Source organism: Microbacterium sp. LjRoot45, assembly GCF_964253325.1.
Lineage (GTDB): Bacteria > Actinomycetota > Actinomycetes > Actinomycetales > Microbacteriaceae > Microbacterium.
Window position 1 is genome coordinate 2,476,323 of record NZ_CAXUQM020000001.1, and the last position, 19,405, is coordinate 2,495,727.

A 19,405-nucleotide genomic window follows, 5' to 3' on the forward strand; every position below is an offset into this window, starting at 1 on the left:
CACACCCGAGCCCCATAGTCATCACAGAAGCAGAAGATTCAACGAACTTCACAGCCGATCTGGCGAGGCAGGGTGATCTTCTTCACTCAGAGTGGATGCCACGACCACCCGGGCATCGTCGCCCGGCATCCGACGAAGGAGACACCATGACGATCCACTCCACCCCCGGACGACCCGCACTGCGCGCCGGCGACCAGGTCGAGACGGCCGCCGAGCTCCAGGAGATCTGGGACACCGACCCCCGGTGGGACGGCATCGAGCGCACCTACACGGCCGAAGACGTCATCCGCATCCGCGGCTCGGTCCGCGAGGAGAACACACTCGCGCGTCGGGGCGCCGAGAACCTCTGGAACCTCCTCCACACCGAGGGGTACATCCGGGCGCTGGGCGCGTACACCGGCGGTCAGGCCGTGCAGCAGGTACGCGCGGGCCTGAAGGCGATCTACCTCTCGGGGTGGCAGGTGGCCGCCGACGGCAACCTCGCCGGTCAGACCTACCCCGACCAGAGCCTCTACCCTGCCAACTCCGTTCCCGCCGTCGTCCGTCGGATCAACAACGCCCTCCTCCGGCAGGACCAGATCGAGCACGCGGAGACGTTCGGCGGCGACGGCGAGATCTCCCGCGACTGGCTCGCACCCATCGTCGCCGACGCCGAGGCGGGCTTCGGGGGTCCGCTCAACGCGTACGAGCTCGCGCAGTCGCTCATCCAGGCCGGTGCCGCCGGCATCCACTGGGAAGACCAGCTGGCGTCGGAGAAGAAGTGCGGCCACCTCGGCGGGAAGGTGCTGGTGCCCACCCAGCAGCACATCCGCACCCTGAACGCCGCGCGCCTGGCCGCCGACGTCGCCGGGGTGCCGACCGTCGTCATCGCCCGCACCGACGCCCTCGCCGCCGACCTGCTCACGAGCGACGTCGACCCGCGCGATCAGGAGTTCACGACCGGCGAGCGCACGAGCGAGGGCTTCTACCGGGTGCGGCCGGGACTGGCATCCGTCATCAGCCGCGGGCTCGCGTTCGCGCCCTACGCCGACCTGCTGTGGGTCGAGACCGGAGAACCGGACATCGAGCTGGCGCGGGCGTTCGCCGCGGCCGTGCACGAGCGATTCCCGGGCAAGATGCTCGCCTACAACTGCTCCCCGAGCTTCAACTGGAAGCGGCACCTCGACGATGCGCAGATCGCGTCGTTCCAGCGCGAGCTCGCGGAGTTGGGCTACAAGTTCCAGTTCATCACGCTGGCGGGCTTCCACGCCCTCAACCACTCGATGTTCGACCTGGCCTCCGGCTACGCCGAGCGCGCCATGAGCGCCTACGTCGAGCTCCAGGAGGCGGAGTTCGCCGCCGAAGCGCGCGGCTACACCGCCACCAAGCACCAGCGGGAGGCGGGCACGGGCTACTTCGATGCCGTGTCCACCGCCCTCAACCCCGACAGCGCGACGCTCGCCCTCGTCGGGTCCACCGAGACCGCCCAGTTCCACTGACATGTTCTCTTCGCGTTTCGTCTCCTCGCTTCGCTCGTCGCTCAACGACCGAGGGGCCACACCCCCGGTCATTGAGCGAGCGCAGCGAGACGAAACGCCGATCCGGGCCACACCCCGGTCGTTGAGCGAGCGCAGCGAGACGAAACGCCGATCCGGGCCACACCCCCGGTCGTTGAGCGAGCGCAGCGAGACGAAACGCCGATCCGGGCGGCACCCCCGGTCGTTGAGCGAGCACAGCGAGACGAAACGCCGATCCGGGCGGCACCCCCGGTCGTTGAGCGAGCGCAGCGAGACGAAACGTCGTACCTCCATCCCACACAGAAAGTCAGGGCCATGACTCCCACCGCCACGGGCACCGCGCCCACCACTCGCACCGGACCGTCGATCGATGTGACGGGACCGCTCGGCGAGCGCTACGACGAGATCCTCACCACCGAGGCCCTCGCCTTCCTCACCGAACTGCATCACCGCTTCTCCGGCCGTCGCCACGACCGGCTCGCCGATCGGATGCGTCGCCGCTTCGAAATCGGCAACGGCCACGACCCGCAGTTCCGCGACGACACGGTGCACATCCGCCACGATCCGTCGTGGCGGGTCGCGGGCCCCGGTCCGGGTCTCGAAGACCGGCGGGTGGAGATCACCGGACCCACCGATCCCAAGATGACCATCAACGCGCTGAACTCGGGTGCGCGGGTGTGGCTCGCCGACCAGGAGGATGCCACGAGCCCCACCTGGCGGAACGTCATCGAAGGGCAGCTGTCGCTGTTCGACGCGATCCGCGGGCAGCTCTCCTACACGTCGCCGGAGGGGAAGGAGTACGCCGTCACTGCCGAGCGCACGCCGACGATCGTGATGCGCCCCCGCGGCTGGCACCTCGTGGAGAAGCACCTGAGCTTCACCGACCGAACGGGGCGGACGATGGCCGCCTCCGCGTCGCTCGTGGACTACGGCCTGTACTTCTTCCACAACGCTGCGGAGCTGATCGCGCGGGGCGTCGGGCCCTACTTCTACCTCCCGAAGCTCGAGTCGGCCGAAGAGGCGAAGCTGTGGGACGACGTGTTCACGTTCAGCGAGGACTACATCGGCATCCCGCACGGCACGATCCGCGCGACCGTGCTCATCGAGACGCTGCCGGCCGCCTTCGAGATGGAGGAGATCCTCTTCGCGCTGCGCGATCACGCCGCGGGCCTCAACGCCGGCCGCTGGGACTACATCTTCTCGATGATCAAGAACTACCGCGGACGCGGCGCGCGCTTCGTCCTGCCCGACCGCAGCCAGGTGACCATGACGGTGCCGTTCATGCGGGCCTACACCGAGCTGCTCGTCCAGACCTGCCACAAGCGGGGGGCGTTCGCGATCGGCGGCATGAGCGCGTTCATCCCGAACCGACGCGACCCCGAGGTCACGGCGCAGGCGTTCGAGAAGGTGTCGGCCGACAAGAAGCGGGAGGCCGGCGACGGGTTCGACGGCACATGGGTCGCCCACCCCGACCTCATCCCGGTGGCGATGGCGGAGTTCGACGCGGTGCTCGGCGAACGCCCGAACCAGATCGACCGGCAGCGTCCCGAGGTGAACGTCACGGCGCAGCAGCTGCTCGACGTACACATCGGTCTCCCCGTGACGGCGGCGGGCGTCGCCGGCAACGTGTCGGTCGCGATCCGGTACCTGGAGGCATGGCTGCGCGGGCTCGGCGCCGTGGCCCTGGACAACCTCATGGAGGATGCCGCGACCGCCGAGATCAGTCGCAGCCAGGTCTGGCAGTGGATTCACCAGGACCGCGTCACCGACGACGGCATCCCGATCACCCGGGAGTACGTCGAGTCGCTCATCGCCGACGTGCTGGGGAGCATCGAGCGCGGCGACGGCGACCGGTTCGACGATGCGGCGGAGGTCTTCCGAGAGGTGGCGCTGCAGGAGGAGTTCCCCGCCTTCCTCACGAGCGTCGCCTACGCGCGCTACCTGGACTGAGGGCTGCGTCAGAAACGGCCCGTGACGGAATGTCGATTCCGCCACGGGCCGTTCGACGTGTTCACGTAACGTCGCTCGCAACGAAAGGAACACGACGATGCGCTACCTCATGCTGGTCCTCACCGACCCCGCCCTCACCGATCCCGACGCCCCGCCGATCACGATCGAGGAGTGGGCGGCCGAAACCTACGACACCGGTCGCGCCGTCGAAGGCGATCGTCTCCGCCCCGCCGCGGAGGCGAAAGTGGTGCGGCGCCGACGCGGCGAGGTCATCGTCAGCGACGGCCCGTTCGCGGAGGCGTACGAGCTCATCGGCGGGTTCGACGTGCTCGAATGCGGGAGCCTCGACGAGGCGATCGAGATCGCCTCTCGGCATCCGATGGCCTCCGGCGGGGTCATCCAGCTGCACCCGGCCTGGCCGCTCGATCTCTGAGGTCGAGGCCGCCGCGACCCGCGGTCGGAAGTGACCACGGGGAGCGCGTGCCGACTACGCTCGTAGGCGTGACCGAACGCGCTCCCCTGTCCCGCAAGCTCTCCGCCATCGCCGAGTCGGCGACCCTCAAGGTCGACGCTAAGGCGAAGGCGCTGCAGGCCGCAGGACGCCCCGTGATCTCCTACGCCGCCGGCGAGCCCGACTTCGCGACGCCGCAGTTCATCGTCGACGCCGCCGCCGAAGCGCTCCACGACCCCGCGAACTTCCGCTACACACCGGCCGCGGGTCTCCCCGTGCTGCGGGAGGCGATCGCGGCGAAGACCCTCCGCGACTCCGGCCTGGAGGTCTCCCCCGCCCAGATCATCGTCACCAACGGCGGCAAGCAGGCCGTGTACCAGGCCTTCCAGGCGGTCGTGAACCCCGGCGACGAGGTGCTCCTGCCCGCGCCGTACTGGACCACCTACCCGGAGGCGATCGCGCTGGCCGACGGCATCCCCGTCGAGGTCTTTGCCGGCGCCGACCAGGACTACAAGGTCACCGTCGAACAGCTCGAAGCCGCTCGCACCGAGAAGACGACGGTGCTCGTCTTCGTGTCGCCGTCGAACCCCACCGGCTCGGTCTACACGCCCGAGGAGACGCGCGCGATCGGCGAATGGGCGCTCGAGCACGGCATCTGGGTCGTGAGCGACGAGATCTACCAGAACCTCGTCTACGAAGGCGCGCGCGCCGTGTCGATCGTCGAGGCGGTGCCCGCCCTCGCCGGGCAGACCATCCTCGTCAACGGCGTCGCCAAGACGTACGCGATGACCGGGTGGCGCGTGGGCTGGATGGTCGGACCGGCGGATGCCATCAAGGTCGCCGGGAACCTGCAGTCGCACCTGAGCTCGAACGTCAACAACATCGCGCAACGTGCCGCGCTGGCCGCGCTGACGGGACCGCAGACCGAAGCCGAGGACATGCGGCAGGCGTTCGACCGCCGCCGCCGCCTGATCGTCTCGGAGCTGTCGAAGATTCCCGGCGTCGAGGTGCCCAACCCCCTGGGCGCCTTCTACGCCTACCCCGACGTGCGCGGCCTCCTCGGCCGCGAGTGGCACGGCAAGACGGTCTCGACGACGCTCGAGCTCGCCGACCTCATCCTCGACGAGGCCGAGGTCGCCGTCGTGCCGGGTGAGGCGTTCGGCCCGAGCGGCTACCTGCGCCTGTCGTACGCGCTCGGCGACGACGCCCTCCTCGAAGGCGTGCAGCGCCTGCAGCGACTCTTCGGCTGACGCCGAGGCCGGGAGCCCGATTCAGATCTGGACGCGGTTCAGATCTGGACGCGGTTCAGATCTGCACGCCCACGAGCACGGGCTCGGGCTGCAGCAGCAGACCGAACTCCGACTGCACGCGTCCGCGGATGAAGCGCGCGAGCTCGGCGATCTCGCCCGCCGTCGCGTTGCCGCGGTTGGTCAGTGCGAGAGCGTGCTTGGTCGACAGTCCGGCGCGCGACCGCGCCAGCGAGAAGCCCTTCCGCAGGCCGGCATGCTCGATGAGCCAGGCGGCGCTCACCTTCACATCGGGGGTGTGCTCGACGGGCGGGGGCACCACGCCGTCGAATCGGTCGAGCGGGATGACGGTGACGGGGTCGAGATCGACCGAGACCGGCCAGCGCGGGCACTCGGGCGGCAGCGTCCGCGCGAAGGCCGCCGACACGATCGCGTTCTGGAAGAACGACCCCGCGCTGTACGTGTCGGGGTCGGCGTCGTCGAGCACCATGCCCTTGCGGGCGCGCGTGGCCAGCACCGTCTCGCGCACCCACGCGAGGGAGACGGATGCCGTGGCCTCCAGCCCCAGCGACTGCCGCAACTGTGCGCCGCGCACGGGGATCTCTCCGTGACCGACATCGGCGAGCTCCAGCGTGATCGAGAGGACGACGGCATCCCGGCGGGCGACCGACCCGTAATGCGCCTTGAGCACCGACGTGCGGAAGCCCAGTTCGAGCTCCGCCGCCGGCACGACGGCAGTCTCGCCGGTCTCGTAATCGAGGAGCTCCACCTCCACGAGCGTCTGCACGAGCTCCTGCCCGTACGCGCCGATGTTCTGCACGGGCGCGGCACCCGACGTTCCGGGGATGCCGGACATCGCCTCGATCCCTTGGAGCCCTTCGGCCACCGTGTAGGCGACCAGCTCGTCCCAGTTGTGCCCCGCCTGCGCACGCACGCGCACATACCCCGGGCGAGGCGACGGGAGCGTCTCGAGACCCTCCGTGCGCACGAGCACGACGGTGCCGTCGAACGGCTCGTCGCCGACGAGCAAGTTCGACCCTCCACCAACGACGAGCCACGGCTCATCGCGCGACCACACGTCGCGCAGCTCCGCGACGAGGTCGTCGCAGGTGGCCGCTTCGACCATGCGGCGCGGGGTCGCTCCGGTGCGCAGCGTCGTCAGCCGGGCCAGCGGCAGGGGGGCGATCTCGGTCATCAGGCCTCGACGGTCGCGTCGCGCCGCACCCGCACCTGCGCCTTTCCGAGGACGACCGTCTCACCGTGAGACACCGTGAGATCGACCCGCAGGGTCTCCTCGTCGATCGCACCGATCTTCGCGACGACCGTCAGCTCGGCGCCGGCCTCCGCGTCGACGACGACCGGGCGGGTGAAGCGCACGCCGTATTCGGCGATGCGGCCGCTGTCGCCGAGCCACTCGACGATCGTCTCGACGGCGAGCCCCATGGTCAGCATGCCGTGGGCGAGCACTCCGGGAAGGCCCACACGCTCCGCGATGTCGTCGCGGTAGTGGATCGGGTTGAAGTCGCCCGACGCTCCCGCGTAACGCACGAGGGACTCGCGCGTGAGGGCGACGGTGCGTTCGGCGACGACGGTGCCGACTTCGAGTGCCTCGCTCATTCCTCGCCTCCGATCAGCAGGACCGAGATGGCCGTCACGACGTGGGCGCCGCCGGCATCCGTGATCTCCGCTTCGCTCGTGACCATGGCTCCCTTGCCGAACGGGCGGACACCCGTCACTTGCAGCCGGGCCGACAGTTCGTCGCCGGCGACGATGGGCCGCGTGTAGCGGAAGCGCTGCTCGGCGTGCACCGTGCGCTCCAGCGCGATGCCGGAGTCGGGCTCGCTCAGCAGCTGCTGCAGGGTGAGGTCCTGGATGACCATCGCGAAGGTCGGCGGCGCGACGACATCGGGGTACCCGAGGGCCTGCGCGGCGGACGGATCGACGTGCTGGGGGTCGGTCGCGAAGACGGCGCGCGCGAACTCGCGCACCTTCTCCCGCCCGACGAGGTACGGCGCGGTCGGCGGGAAGTCTCGGCCGACGAGCTCAGGGTTCACGGACACCCGGCAATCCTACCGAGCGGGGCGCGCACCCGCCTCGGCGCCGACCGGGAAAGCCCAGGGGCGCGGGGACTATCGCGTGCGGCGCGCGCGCCAGGCGCGGATGCCGAGCTGGATGGCGATGAAGGTGAGGAACACCGCGAAGAGCACGTTCGAGACGAACGGGTCGAGGAGCGTCGCCACCCAGGCGCCCAGTGCCGTCGTGGTGCACGCCGCGACGCCGACGAGCGCCGCCGCGACCAGGTCGACGTTTCCGCGCCGCAGGTTGCCGATCGTGCCGGACAGGGCGGTCGGGATCATCATGAGGAGCGACGTTCCCTTCGCGATGAGGTCGCTCGTGCCGAAGAGGAACATCAGCGCGGGGACGACGATCACGCCGCCGCCGACGCCGAGCAGGCCCGCCATGATGCCCGTGAACACGCCGAGCGCGGCAAGGCCGAGGCCGACCCCCCACGTGAGTGCGAGCTCGGCATCCCGGGAGGGGACGACGACGAAGAGCATGACGATGACGACGACGAGGAACCCGACGAAGCCCCAGCGCAGCGCGTTCTGCGGAAGTCGGGCGAGCAGCCACGTGCCCACCTGCGCGCCGATCACAGCACCCGCGGCCAGGATCACGGCGGGCACCCACGCGACCGAACCGTGGATCGCGTACGAGACGACGCCCACGGTCGCGGTGGGCACGATCGCGGCGAGCGACGTGCCCGCCGCGAGGCGCTGGTCCATGTGCAGCAGGAGGAGCAGCATCGGCACGATGACCGTGCCGCCGCCGACGCCGAACAGGCCCGACAGGAGCCCGGCGGCGAGACCGATGCCGAGGCAGGAGAGAACGTAGCGCGGGGTGCGCGCGTCTGCGCGCGCCGTCACGCCCCGTTCTCCGACGGCTCCGGCTCGGTCGCGGCCTTCTCGAACTGCGAACGATAGAGCCGCCAGTACGCACCCTGCGCGGCGATGAGCTCCTCGTGGCTGCCCTTCTCGACGATGTCGCCGTGCTCCATCACGAGGATGAGGTCCGCGTCGCGAATCGTCGAGAGGCGGTGGGCGATGACGAACGACGTCCTCCCCTCACGCAGCGCAGACATGGCGTGCTGGAGCAGCAGTTCCGTGCGGGTGTCGACGGAGCTGGTCGCCTCGTCGAGGATGAGCACGGCGGGCTGCGCGACGAACGCACGGGCGATCGTGATGAGCTGCTTCTCGCCGGCCGAGACGTTCGCGGCATCCTCGTCGAGCACCGTGTCGTAGCCGTCGGGCAGCGAATGCACGAAGCGGTCGACGCGCGTCGCGACGGCCGCGTCGACGATCTCCTCGTCGGTGGCGTCCTCGTTGCCGTAGCGGATGTTCTCGCGGATGGTCCCGGCGAACAGCCACGGGTCCTGCAGCACCATGCCGGTGCGCGAGCGGACGTCGTCTCGGGTGAGGGTCGCGACGTCCTGACCGTCGAGCAGGATGCGCCCGCCGTCGAGCTCGTAGAACCTCATCAGGAGGTTGACGAGCGTCGTCTTGCCCGCGCCCGTCGGACCCACGATCGCGACCGTCTGCCCCGGCTCGACCCGGAACGACAGATCGGTGATGAGCGGCTTGTCGGGCGAGTAGGAGAACGCGACATGCTCGAACTCGATGACACCGCGCCCGTCGACGAGCTCCGGAGCGTCGTCGGCATCCGCCTCCTGCTCGGGCTTGTCGAGAAGCGCGAAGACGCGCTCGGCGGATGCCGTGCCCGACTGCACGACGGCGGCCATGCCGCCGAGCTCCGACAGCGGCTGCGTGAACTGCTGGGAGTACTGGATGAACGCCTGCACGCTGCCGAGCGTGAGCTGTCCCGAGGCGACCATGAGACCGCCGAGCACCGCGATTCCGACGTATGTGAGGCTGCCGATGAACATCATCGACGGCATCATGAGGCCGGAGAGGAACTGCGCCGTGAACGCCGCCTGGTAGAGCTCCTCGTTCTCCTCCTGGAACTTGTCGCGAGAGTCTTCCTCGCGGCCGTAGACGCGGACCAGGGCGTGACCGGAGAAGGACTCCTCGACGCGGGCGTTCAGCCGGCCGACCTTCTGCCATTGCGTCGCGAACGCCTTCTGCGACTTGGGCCCGATGACGCCGAAGATCACGGCCATGAGCGGCAACGCGATGAGGGCGACGATGGCCAGTTGCCAGGAGATCGAGAACATCATGACGAGCACGCCGACGACGGTCAGGATGTTCGTGATCGCGGTCGACAGCGCCTGCTGCATCGTCTGCGTGATGTTGTCGATGTCGTTCGTCACCCGCGAGATGAGCTCGCCGCGCTGCACGCGGTCGAAGTACGCCAGCGGAAGGCGGTTGATCTTCGCCTCCACCTCCTCGCGCAGGCGCCACATGGAACGCACCATGATGACGTTGATGACGTAGCCCTGCAGCCACGTCAGCACCGCCGAGACGACGTAGATGACGAGCACGGAGACGACGACCCAGCGCAAGCGATCGAAGTCGATCCCCGCGCCGACCTCGAAGCCGGACATGCCCGCGATGAGTTTGGCCTGGTCGTCCTGACCGCCGGCCCGCAGCGCATCGACGACCTGCTGCTGGCCGGTGCCTTCGGGGAAGAACTCGAGCAGCGTGCGCGAGAGGAAGCCCTGGAAGATGATGTCGGTCGCCTGACCGAGCACCTTGGGCGCCCAGACGGCGAGCACGACGCCGATCGCGCCCATGAGCGACACGAACACGAACGCCCACTTGTGCGGTCCGAGGAGACCGATCATCCGGGCGAAGCTCTTCCCGAAGTTCGCGGCCTTGCCCGGCGCGACCGAGTCCCAGTCGCCCGAGGTCAGGCGCGCCTGCTCCGCGCGCTCGAGGTCGAGACGCTCCTCCTCGGTCAGCATCTTCTCTCCGGCATCCGTGCTCATGCGTCCACCCCCAGCTGCGACTCGACGATCTCGCGGTAGGTCTCGTTGCCCGCCAGCAGTTCGTCGTGCGTGCCGAGCCCCACCACCTTTCCGTCGTCGAGGACGACGATGCGGTCGGCGTCGGTGATGGTGGAGATGCGCTGAGCGACGACGATCTTCGTCACCGAGGGGAGCGCACGCCACAGCGCCTGGCGCAGCCGGGCGTCGGTAGCGACGTCGAGCGCCGAGAACGAGTCGTCGAACACGAGGATCTCCGGCCGGTGCACGATCGCCCGCGCGATCGCCAGGCGTTGACGCTGGCCACCCGACACGTTCGTTCCACCCTGGGAGATGCGGGCGTCGAGACCGCCCTCCATCTCCTCGACGAAGTCGCGGCCCTGGGCGATCTCGAGCGCCTGCCACAGCTCTTCGTCGGTCGCGTCTTCACGCCCGAATCGGAGGTTGGAGGCGACCGTGCCGGTGAAGAGGAACGCACGTTGCGGGACGTAGCCGATCCCCTGCCAGAGCAGGTCGAGGTCGGCGTCGCGGACGTCGACCCCGGCCACGCGCACGACGCCTCCGGTGACGTCGAACAGGCGCGGGATCAGCGAGACCAGCGTCGTCTTGCCGGAACCGGTCGAACCCACGATCGCGAGGGTCTCGCCGCGCTCGGCCCGGAACGAGAGCCCTTCGAGCACGGGCGACTCCGCACCCGGGTACGTGAACGACACGTCGTCGAACTCGACGGTGCCGGGGGCCGGGAACGACCCGACGGGCTCGGCGGGGCGCGTCAGCTGGTCGTCGGAGGCCAGCACCTCGCCGATGCGGTCGGCCGAGACGGCGGCGCGCGGAATCATGATCGTCATGAACGTGGCCATGAGCACGCCCATGAGGATCTGGCCGACGTACTGCATGAAGGCGAAGAGCGTGCCGATCTGCACGTTGCCCTGATCGACCTGGATGCCGCCGAACCAGATGACGCCGACGACGGTGATGTTGAGGACGAGCATCGCCAGCGGGAACATCAGCACGAACAGCGAGCCGACCCTGCGGCCGACGATCATGATGTCGGTGTTCGCGACGCGGAACCGCGCTTCCTCGATGCTCTCGCGGACGAACGCCCGCACGACCCGCACGCCGGTGAGCTGCTCGCGCATGATGCGGTTCACGCCGTCGAGCTTCTGCTGGTAGGCGCGGAACAGCGGCACCATGCGGCTGATGATGAGGCCGGCCACCACCAGCAGCACCGGCACCGCGACGCCGATCAGCCAGCTGAGGCCGACGTCCTGCTGCAGCGCCATGATGATGCCGCCGATGGCCAGGAGCGGCGCGGTGACGAGCATCGTCGCGCCCATCATCGCGAGCATCTGCACCTGCTGCACGTCGTTCGTGTTGCGGGTGATGAGGGTTCCCGCCCCGAAGCGCGAGACCTCGCGCTCGGAGAAGCCGCTCACCTTCTGGAAGACGTCGCGGCGGATGTCGCGACCGGCGCTCATCGCCGCGCGCGCGGCGAAGTAGGTGGCGATGACCGACGCGACGATCTGACCGAGCGCGACACCGAGCATGAGCACGCCGTGCGACCAGATGTAGCCGGTGTCACCCGTGGACACCCCGTTGTCGATGATGTCGGCGTTGAGGCGTGGCAGGTACAGCGACGCCATCGCCGACGCGAACTGGAACACGAGCACCCCGGCGAGCCACCACCGATACGTCGAGAGGTAACGGATGAGGAGCTTGCCGAGCATGCGAAACCTCCGGGTCTGACGGCGAACGGTCCATGCTAACGCCGCCCGGCGACACCGTTGTAAGCGTCCGGCTCGCTGTTCGCTGTCAGCGCGAGAGCGCGCCCACGATCCTCGAGGTCAGGCGACGCGGGATGCCGCGACGGCGCGACTCCACGTGCCGTCGTAGATGCGGCGGTGCGGCATCGCGTCGGATGCGCCACCCGGGCAGACCACGGAGACGCGGAACACCTCCGAGCTGCGCTCGCTGAACCACTCGGCCTCGCGGTCGACCTGCTCGCGCACGCGCGCGGTCAGGAGTTCGTGGTTGTCGTGGTCGGGGCAGCGGAAGACTGCCGGCACCAAAATGACGTCGCTCATCGAATCCCCCCAGTGATCGATGCACGGGACCCCCATCCCGTCACTCCAGAAATACCAGTTCCCGGGGTGCCGGATCAAGTGTCGGTCACCCCGGGAACGGGTATGAGGGAGAGCGTCGGGTCAGAACGTCGCCGTGTCGGGGTCGGCGCCCACCCGCTGCCCGCGGTCCAGTGCGTCGATCGCGGCGACCTCGTCCGCCGTCAGCTCGAAGCCGAACACGTCGACGTTCTCGACGATGCGCTCGCGCGTGGACGACTTGGGGAAGACGATGATGCCGTTCTGCAGGTGCCAGCGGATGACGACCTGAGCGGGCGTCGCGCCGTGCGCGGCGGCGGCATCCTGCACGGCCTTCTCGCCGAACAGGTCGTACTTGCCTTGGCCGAGCGGGCCCCAGGCCTCGGTGCGGATGCCGTGCGCGTCGCCGAAGGCGCGCAGCTCACGCTGGGCGAACGCGGGGTGCAGTTCGATCTGGTTCACCGCCGGCACGGTGTCGGTCTCTGCCAGCAGTCGCTCGAGGTGCGGACGGTGGAAGTTCGAGACGCCGATCGATCGGGTCAGTCCCTGGTCGCGCAGACCCTCCAGCGTCTGCCACGACGCGACGTAGCGGTCGAGGTCGGGGCGCGGCCAGTGGATGAGGTAGAGGTCGACGTAGTCGAGGCCGAGGGCTTCGAGGCTCGTCGCGAGCGCGGCACGCGCGGTGTCGGTGCCCTGTTCCGAGTTCCAGAGCTTCGTCGTCACGAAGAGGTCCTCGCGAGGGATGCCGCTCGCGGCGATGGCCCGCCCCACGCCCTCCTCGTTGCGGTAGACGGCGGCGGTGTCGATGTGGCGGTAGCCGGCTTCGAACGCGTCGGAGACGATGCGCTCGGTCTCCGCGGGGTCGACCTTGAAGACGCCGAACCCGAGCTGAGGGATCGTGTGGCCGTCGTTGAGGGTGATGTCGGGAATCGTCATGTTCCCAGCCTGTCATCCCCGACGCGCTCGTGGGTCGCGTGCTGTGGTGGCCCGGGGCCGCTCCGCCTCCCCCCGGATCGCGGTCGGCCCCAGGCCGGGAGTGCCAGCCGAACAAGAAGGCACTCGAAGAAGCAGACGCGCGAACACCGATTTCATTACGGGAGATGAGGACTCTCTCACTGAACTATCGGCGAGCATGGTGCGACAGAGCCCTCTCGAGGCCGTGAGGCCGAGAGGGCTCCGGCGGGTACGTCGCGCGGAGCTGGGGACTCCTGGGACACGGGGGGAGTGTCATATGCGATGTGATGAAACCCGCGTCGCCAGGCTATGCCCCCGGCCCCTGGCGCCCTCGTCTGCGCCGATACCGGGCGTGTCGGCGGTGGGCGTCGTGGACCGGAATCTCCCCCGCCTCCGCGTTATGTTCCCTTCGGCGCATATCAAGAGCCGCCACCGCCGTCAACGCCCTGGGCGACGCTCCGCCCAGCGACGTAATTTCTCGCGCGTAGCGTGGGCGAGCCTGGGGCCGGCTCTTCGTGAGCCACGGCCCGGGCGCGAAAGGATGCGATAGGCCACCGCGTCCGCCTCGCTCATGCGGTGGCCCCGACGGGTTGGGGGACTTCGTCGGGGCCATCGGTCCGCCGGGTCCCCGGCATGCTCGTCGGTGGTGAGGTGCGCTCGCGCCGGAAACGAGAAAGGGCCGGGTGATCCCGCACCCGGCCCGGCGAGGTGAAGCCGTACCCCGTGGCATCCACGCTACGCAGCACGAGGCGCGGCCACATCCTCCCTGAGGGGGAGGATGCCTACGACTTCGGAACGACGCGAGCTAGCTCAGCCGTAGAGCTCGCCGACGGGGACCGGGGCCGTCAGCACGTTGCCCGGCGGCGCGAGCGGGCACGCCCACGCGGGGTCGTAGGCGCACGAGGGGTTGTAGGCGAAGTTGAGGTCGAGCACGATCGAGGCGGCATCCGCCGTGATGCTCGCACCGAGGTCGGCACCCTTGATCGTGTCGATGAGGTAGCGCCCACCGCCGTAGCTACCGCCCGGCGTCCCGGCGAGCGCATCGCGCAGCGGGATGAACAGTCCCCCGCCGTACGACGTCAGACGCCAGACGTCGAGGCTCCCGACGTGCGGGATCTCGACGCGCGCGACGCGGGCGAACTCCACGTCGCCGTCGGTGCCGGTCGTGAACGTGAACCGTTCGAGTTCCGCGGGGAGGAGCGGCACCTCGAACCGCCACGCCGGATCGTACGGCGCGACGGGGAGGCCGGCGAACGCCTCGCGATCGGCGGGCAACAGCGGCGACGCGGGATGCTCCGCCATGAGGTGATCGCGTCCGCGTCGCCACACGTCGTGCGCGGCCTCGGCATCCGTCGTCGCGCGCACCTCGGCGTACAGCGCGTACACGCGCCGCCGCCAGTCGACGACATCGAGGGCGGTGCGGGCCTCCGTGATCGCGCTCATGGCAGTCGTCGCAGTGCGGACCGCTGGTGGGCGGCCCGCGCGCCGGTCTTCTCGGACTCGACGATGTAGGCAGGGTCGTCGTCGGATGCCGTGAAGTGCTGGTCGGCGAACGTGAAGTCGGACCGGCGTTCCTCGATCACCGTTCCCTTCGTCCGCCCTTGCGACGTGTTCCAGCTGACGCGGTCGCCGACCGACAGTTCCGTGGCCATGGGTCTCCCTCTTCGTTCGTTCCCATGCTCACGTTGACGGAGCGGCCGCACCAGGGGCTTGACGATCCCGGCTCTAGGCTGACTCTGCGGCGTCGCCCGGCCCGCACCCACCGGAACGCCTGGAGGACGAGTGCTCGCCGACCTCATCGCCTGGATCACGGGCGGCGTCGCCCAGTCCGCCGTCGACCCGATCGCGTGGCGGCAGCGGGCGGCGGTTGCGGCGGAGTCCGGCCGGGTGCTCGGCGCATTCCGTGTGCGGCAGGGCGTGGTGTCCGGGCTCGGACGTCGCTGGCGCGAGGTCGAAGCCCGACTCGACGGTCGCCGTCTCGCGTTCGAACGGCAGCGACTCCCCCTCGACGACCTGCGTCGGTCGGGGCGACCCCGCGCTCGCGATGCGTTCGGCCTTGTGGTCCCCGATCCGGCGCTCATAGAGATCCGTTCCGGTGACGCGGTCGTGGAGTGGGCTCTTCCCGAAGCGGATGCCGACGGCATCCTCGGTCAGTGGCAGGCGGGCCGATGATCGGCGAGCTCATCGGCGAGGTGTTGAGCGCCTGGGGCGGCGAGTGGGGAGCGGGGTGGGGTCTGCGCCGTGCCGCGCGTCGAGCTCGACGCAAGGGGCGACTGCTGGCCGCCCTGCGTGTGCCCGCCGGCTCGGTCGAAGGGCTCACGGCGCACTGGTCTCTGCGAGAAGTGACCGTCTTGCCCGGTGAGATGTCGGATGACGAGCATGCGTGGCGGGTACGGGACGCAGTCCCACAAACGGGTGAGCCGACGACGGGTCAACTCATCGCCAACCCGCTCCCAGAGCAGTCGATCATCATGCTGAACGTCGAAGGCATCCGGATGGAGATGACGGTGCTGCCCGAAGACGTCGCGCGCGTCGTTCGTGGGCTCAAGGGTTCGAGTTGAGTCCGCGGGCCGGCGCGGCCTCACTCACGCCCGCGGGTCACTCCGCGTTCGAGCGTGTGACTTCGAGCGGTACAGACTGCCGGATCATGACGGCGGTCGTGCTGTTGAGCGTGTGCTCCCGCAGCGCGGCGAGCACCGCCTCCTTGATGACGAAGAAGAGGATCACCATGCCGATCGCGTAGCCGGCGATGGCGAGAACGATGTTGAGAAGGTCCATGCCCGGACTCTATCGACGGGCGGCCGGAAGCAAGCGAAGACTCAACTCTTGCGGCGTCTGTTGGTCCAGATCTTGGCCACCGCCGCTGCCGTCACCGTCGCAATCGCCACGCCGAACGCGTGGCCCCAGTCCGGCTCGCCGCCCTCGCCCGTGAGGGGGCTGAATGCCCACCGCACGCCGACGTCCGCTGCCGCGAACACCAGGACACTGACGATGAAGACGATGACGCCCGCGATGAAGGATCCGACGGGACCGAACTCGTCCTCGTCATCCGCCATGTGCGCGAGCGTAGCGGGTCGCGGCAGTCTCGCGGCGTTCAGACCGCGGTGTCGCCCACCAGATTGACGCGGATGCCGATGCGATCGAACATCGCGGCCTTCGCCAGCAGCGCCTTGTCGGCCGTCTCGGCGTCCGGGGCGTAGACCAGCTGGGCGTGGTTGGCCTTGTGGCGTGCCATGAACTGGTCGCGGGTCACGCCGTGCAGCACCACATGCGCGATCGGCCACTCGGGGTTAGTGGCATCCTTGCGGCGCTGGGTCTCCTCCGCCGGCAACTCGACGACGGAAGCGCGGAAGACATCGGCCTGCAGGATGCCGTCGGCGACGAACACGCGCGACAGCACCACTTCTCCGGGCTTGCTCACCCCGTTGATGGTCGAGCCGCCGGCGGGGAAGAAGACGTGGCCCTGCCGCCATCCCTCGGCCTTGTCCCAGCCGCCCAGGTGCGACGCGGGTACCGACCCCGAGATCTCGTAGACCCACACGAAGTGGTCGCCGTACTGTTCGCCCCACCGAACGTCGTGGAGGGTGTTGTCGGGCACGAGCCCCATCGCCGTCCACACGCGGTCGGTGATCAGCGCGTCGACCGCCACCCCCTCATCGGCCTCGTTGAAGTGCGGGAAGGCGCGTCCCGCGAACAGCTCCCGGCTACCGTCACGCGAGAGCACGGGGGGCCGCTCGGTCGAGTTGAGGATGCCTTCGGCGAGGTCGGAGGCGGGCACGAGGTCTTTCAGGCCCTGCTGGTACTGGATGCCGACGGCATCCAGTCCGAAGTCGTCGGCGATGCGCAGGGCGGCGATGTACATCTTCAGCTGCCACTGCACCTGCTCGCGCGTGAGCTCGGTGGCGGCATCCTCGCCGTAGACGAAGGTCATGCCGCGGTCGGTGAGCCAGTCGTAAGCGGCATCGGCCTCGGCCTCGGTGACGGTGAGCATCTCCGCATAGAGAGCCGACTGCGACAGCCGCTCCTTGTAGATGCCGGTCGTGTTGAGCAGTTCGTCGTCGAAGATCGCGTTGTACATGCCCATACAACCCTCGTCGAAGACGCCGATGATGGCCTTGTCAGCGAGCAGCTGGTCGCCCAGCGCCCGACCCAGCTCCACCTCGGCGACGTCCGGGAGGGAGGGAAGTGCGCGCACGTGCGACGCGTCGTGCGTGATGCGTCCCGTCTCGGTCCACTCCCGGATGCCGTTCCGGAACCACTCGTCGGTGAAGTCGACCGACCAGATGGTGGCGTAGTCCTTGCCCATCTTGGTCATACCCGCATTGAGACCCAACAGACCCACGAGACCCGGCCATTCGCCGGCGAAGTTCGCGACGGTGAGGATCGGACCCCGATGCGTGCGCAGGCCCGCCAGCACGTGATGCGAGTACTGCCACACCGCCTCAGCGACGATGAGCGGAGCCTCGTCGGGGATGCTCGTGAACACGTTCAGACCCATGCGCTGGCTGGAGATGAAGCCGTGCCCGGTTTCGGGGTCGACACCGTTGGCGCGCACGACCTTCCAGCCGAGCTCGTTCAGCACGCGAGTCACGGCCGCCTCGAGTTCGACCTGGGTCGGCCACCCGGCGACATTGGCCGACTCTCGGAGGTCGCCCGATGCGATGAGGTATGCCGTCTTCGGGTCGAGCTGGGGGCGAGCGGTCGCGGTGGGAAGGGTGTAGGTCATGATGTCTCCTGTGGGGTGAGGGCTCGGTCGCGCTCGCGAGCGGCGAGCGCATGGGCGATGTCACGAGTGGCCGGGTAGAGCTCGAGGTACAGCGCGTACAGAGCGTCGTATGCGGCGCGGGCGGCAGGGTCGGGTCGGATGACGACGTCGACGGGGTTCCAACGGTCGATGCGCGGAATCGCCGAGGTCGCACCGGCCGCCAGGAAGGCGGCGCCATAGCTGGCTCCGATCGTCACGCTCGGCACCTCCTGAACGAGGTCGGTCACGTCGGAGACGATCTGCAGCCACAGACGAGCCTGAGTACCGCCGCCCACGGCTACGATCCGCCGAATGTCGGCCCCGGCGGCGCGCATCGTCTCGACGTTGTGCCGCACCCCGAACGCGGTTGCCTCCAGCGCGGCGCGGTACAGATCCCCTCGGGCGTGGCCGAGCGTCAGCCCGGCGACCACGCCGCGCGCGTCGGGGTCGAGGATGGGCGTGCGCTCCCCCGAGAAGTAGGGCAGCATCACCAGACCGCGCGCGCCGATACCCGAGCGTTCCGCTTCGGCGACGAGGCTGGTGTAGTCGGATGCCGTGAGGTCTTTGATCCAGTCGGTGAGCGCACCGGAGGTCGCGAGCCCTCCCGCGAGGTTGCGTGTTCCCGCGAAGGCTCCCACCGTCGTCCACATCGACGGGGTGCGCAGGGTGCGTGATCCGGTGGCGATGAGGAACATCGTGGTGCCGTACATCAGCATGAGGTCGCCGTCGCCGTGGGCGCCCACACTGACCGCCTCGGTCCAGGCGTCGATGGTCCCGGCGATCACCGGCGTACCGACCGGGATGCCGGTCTCAGCCGCTGCCGCCGCAGTGACCTCGCCGGCGACCTCTCCCGCCCAGCGCAACTCGGGCTGTTCGATGCCCGCGGCATACCGTTGCCACAGCCCGTCGTGCCAGCACCCGGCATCCACGTCGTAGAGCGGGCTGGTCTGGCTCGCCGACTGGTGGTCGAGTACGTAGGCCCCGGTGAGTCGGTGCGCCAGCCAGGATGCCGGCATGAACAGCCGGCGGGCTCGACTGTAGGTGTCGGGTTCTTCGTCGGCGACCCAGCGGATCTTCGGCGCGGCCGCTTGGGAGCTCAGGCGCGATCCGCCGACGCGCACGATCTCCGCCTCGCCGATCTCGGCGGTCATCCGGTCGACCTGCGTTGCTGCACGGGTGTCGACACCGTAGAGGATTGCGGGGCGGACTGGCCGGCCGTCTTCGTCGGCGAGCAGCACGCACGGCCCCATACCGCTGACGCCGACGCCGACGACTTCCGGAGCCTCGGCTGCGGCGGCGGTCAGGAGCTGGGCGGTCAGGCGGACGAACTCGGTCCACCACAGCTCGCCGTCCATCTCCACCCACCCGGTGCGCGGGCGGTCGACGGTGTGTGCGACCGTCGACGAGGCCAGCACGCGGCCGTCTTCGTCAACCAGCACGCCCTTGCTGCTGGAGGTGCCGATGTCGACCCCGATCGTGCAGCGGGTGACCATCGTTCCTCCTCGAATCCGGTGACGCGGCGCTG

Annotated in this window: 20 protein-coding genes; 6 read left to right on the plus strand and 14 right to left on the minus strand. The window is 69.3% G+C overall.

From position 1 onward, the window contains the following. Positions 1-146: 146 nt before the first annotated feature. The 4 genes from aceA to ACSQ18_RS11800 all read left to right on the plus strand — a co-directional run bounded on the left by aceA (position 147) and on the right by ACSQ18_RS11800 (position 5,147). The gene (gene aceA / locus ACSQ18_RS11785) at positions 147-1,478 is read left to right on the plus strand and encodes an isocitrate lyase (RefSeq protein WP_436037565.1); all 1,332 of its coding nucleotides are present in this window, start codon (positions 147-149) and stop codon (positions 1,476-1,478) included. A gap of 333 nt (positions 1,479-1,811) precedes the next feature. Further along, positions 1,812-3,446 carry a malate synthase A gene (gene aceB / locus ACSQ18_RS11790; protein WP_436037567.1) on the plus strand — a complete coding sequence of 545 codons (1,635 nt, stop codon included), beginning with the start codon at positions 1,812-1,814 and terminating at the stop codon, positions 3,444-3,446. 97 nt (positions 3,447-3,543) lie between these two features. Next, positions 3,544-3,879 (plus strand): YciI family protein, encoded by a 336-nt coding sequence (locus ACSQ18_RS11795; RefSeq protein ID WP_436037569.1) that lies wholly within the window; start codon positions 3,544-3,546, stop codon positions 3,877-3,879. A 68-nt stretch (positions 3,880-3,947) separates the two neighbouring features. After that, a complete protein-coding gene (locus ACSQ18_RS11800; protein ID WP_436037570.1) occupies positions 3,948-5,147 on the plus strand; it encodes a pyridoxal phosphate-dependent aminotransferase in 1,200 nt (399 codons plus the stop codon). A gap of 55 nt (positions 5,148-5,202) precedes the next feature. On the opposite strand, the gene ACSQ18_RS11805 is transcribed toward ACSQ18_RS11800, so the two are convergent. The 10 genes from ACSQ18_RS11805 to ACSQ18_RS11850 all read right to left on the minus strand — a co-directional run bounded on the left by ACSQ18_RS11805 (position 5,203) and on the right by ACSQ18_RS11850 (position 14,788). Beyond that, on the minus strand, positions 5,203-6,339 hold the full coding sequence (locus ACSQ18_RS11805; RefSeq protein ID WP_436037572.1) for a UDP-N-acetylmuramate dehydrogenase: 1,137 nt from the start codon (positions 6,337-6,339) through the stop codon (positions 5,203-5,205). Continuing rightward, positions 6,339-6,761 (minus strand): MaoC family dehydratase, encoded by a 423-nt coding sequence (locus tag ACSQ18_RS11810; protein WP_436037574.1) that lies wholly within the window; start codon positions 6,759-6,761, stop codon positions 6,339-6,341. The genes ACSQ18_RS11805 and ACSQ18_RS11810 overlap by 1 nt, the downstream gene beginning before the upstream one ends. Next, positions 6,758-7,204: a MaoC family dehydratase N-terminal domain-containing protein gene (locus tag ACSQ18_RS11815; protein ID WP_144806113.1), complete on the minus strand. Its 447-nt coding sequence runs from the start codon at positions 7,202-7,204 to the stop codon at positions 6,758-6,760. The genes ACSQ18_RS11810 and ACSQ18_RS11815 overlap by 4 nt, the downstream gene beginning before the upstream one ends. Positions 7,205-7,273: 69 nt before the next feature. Further along, positions 7,274-8,134 carry a sulfite exporter TauE/SafE family protein gene (locus ACSQ18_RS11820; RefSeq protein ID WP_436038436.1) on the minus strand — a complete coding sequence of 287 codons (861 nt, stop codon included), beginning with the start codon at positions 8,132-8,134 and terminating at the stop codon, positions 7,274-7,276. Then, on the minus strand, positions 8,065-10,086 hold the full coding sequence (locus ACSQ18_RS11825) for an ABC transporter ATP-binding protein (protein ID WP_436037575.1): 2,022 nt from the start codon (positions 10,084-10,086) through the stop codon (positions 8,065-8,067). Before ACSQ18_RS11825 ends, ACSQ18_RS11820 begins: the two co-directional genes overlap by 70 nt. Beyond that, complete coding sequence (locus ACSQ18_RS11830; RefSeq protein WP_436037577.1) at positions 10,083-11,810, minus strand: ABC transporter ATP-binding protein; 1,728 nt, start codon at positions 11,808-11,810, stop codon at positions 10,083-10,085. Before ACSQ18_RS11830 ends, ACSQ18_RS11825 begins: the two co-directional genes overlap by 4 nt. A gap of 117 nt (positions 11,811-11,927) precedes the next feature. Next, on the minus strand, positions 11,928-12,167 hold the full coding sequence (locus tag ACSQ18_RS11835) for a hypothetical protein (RefSeq protein ID WP_436037578.1): 240 nt from the start codon (positions 12,165-12,167) through the stop codon (positions 11,928-11,930). Between the two features lie 120 nt (positions 12,168-12,287). Beyond that, the gene (locus tag ACSQ18_RS11840; protein ID WP_436037580.1) at positions 12,288-13,118 is read right to left on the minus strand and encodes an aldo/keto reductase; all 831 of its coding nucleotides are present in this window, start codon (positions 13,116-13,118) and stop codon (positions 12,288-12,290) included. An 828-nt stretch (positions 13,119-13,946) separates the two neighbouring features. Continuing rightward, entirely contained in the window at positions 13,947-14,579 is a 633-nt protein-coding gene (locus tag ACSQ18_RS11845) for a DUF1684 domain-containing protein (protein WP_436037582.1), read from the minus strand. After that, positions 14,576-14,788 (minus strand): DUF2945 domain-containing protein, encoded by a 213-nt coding sequence (locus ACSQ18_RS11850; protein WP_436037584.1) that lies wholly within the window; start codon positions 14,786-14,788, stop codon positions 14,576-14,578. The genes ACSQ18_RS11845 and ACSQ18_RS11850 overlap by 4 nt, the downstream gene beginning before the upstream one ends. Before the next feature lie 130 nt (positions 14,789-14,918). Here ACSQ18_RS11850 and ACSQ18_RS11855 point away from each other — a divergent pair, with 130 nt between their 5' ends. Together ACSQ18_RS11855 and ACSQ18_RS11860 are read left to right on the plus strand one after the other, a co-directional pair. After that, a complete protein-coding gene (locus tag ACSQ18_RS11855; protein ID WP_436037585.1) occupies positions 14,919-15,308 on the plus strand; it encodes a hypothetical protein in 390 nt (129 codons plus the stop codon). Next, positions 15,290-15,697: a hypothetical protein gene (locus tag ACSQ18_RS11860; RefSeq protein ID WP_436037587.1), complete on the plus strand. Its 408-nt coding sequence runs from the start codon at positions 15,290-15,292 to the stop codon at positions 15,695-15,697. Before ACSQ18_RS11855 ends, ACSQ18_RS11860 begins: the two co-directional genes overlap by 19 nt. Before the next feature lie 37 nt (positions 15,698-15,734). On the opposite strand, the gene ACSQ18_RS11865 is transcribed toward ACSQ18_RS11860, so the two are convergent. The 4 genes from ACSQ18_RS11865 to ACSQ18_RS11880 are packed head-to-tail and all read right to left on the minus strand — an operon-like array spanning position 15,735 to position 19,373. Beyond that, positions 15,735-15,914, minus strand: coding sequence for a hypothetical protein (locus tag ACSQ18_RS11865; RefSeq protein WP_301037959.1), 180 nt, complete (start codon positions 15,912-15,914; stop codon positions 15,735-15,737). 41 nt (positions 15,915-15,955) lie between these two features. After that, positions 15,956-16,192 (minus strand): hypothetical protein, encoded by a 237-nt coding sequence (locus ACSQ18_RS11870; protein ID WP_436037588.1) that lies wholly within the window; start codon positions 16,190-16,192, stop codon positions 15,956-15,958. A 38-nt stretch (positions 16,193-16,230) separates the two neighbouring features. After that, positions 16,231-17,862, minus strand: a complete 1,632-nt coding sequence (locus tag ACSQ18_RS11875) for a fucose isomerase (RefSeq protein ID WP_436037589.1) — start codon at positions 17,860-17,862, stop codon at positions 16,231-16,233. After that, positions 17,859-19,373 (minus strand): FGGY-family carbohydrate kinase, encoded by a 1,515-nt coding sequence (locus tag ACSQ18_RS11880; RefSeq protein ID WP_436037591.1) that lies wholly within the window; start codon positions 19,371-19,373, stop codon positions 17,859-17,861. The genes ACSQ18_RS11875 and ACSQ18_RS11880 overlap by 4 nt, the downstream gene beginning before the upstream one ends. Between the last annotated feature and the right edge of the window lie 32 nt (positions 19,374-19,405).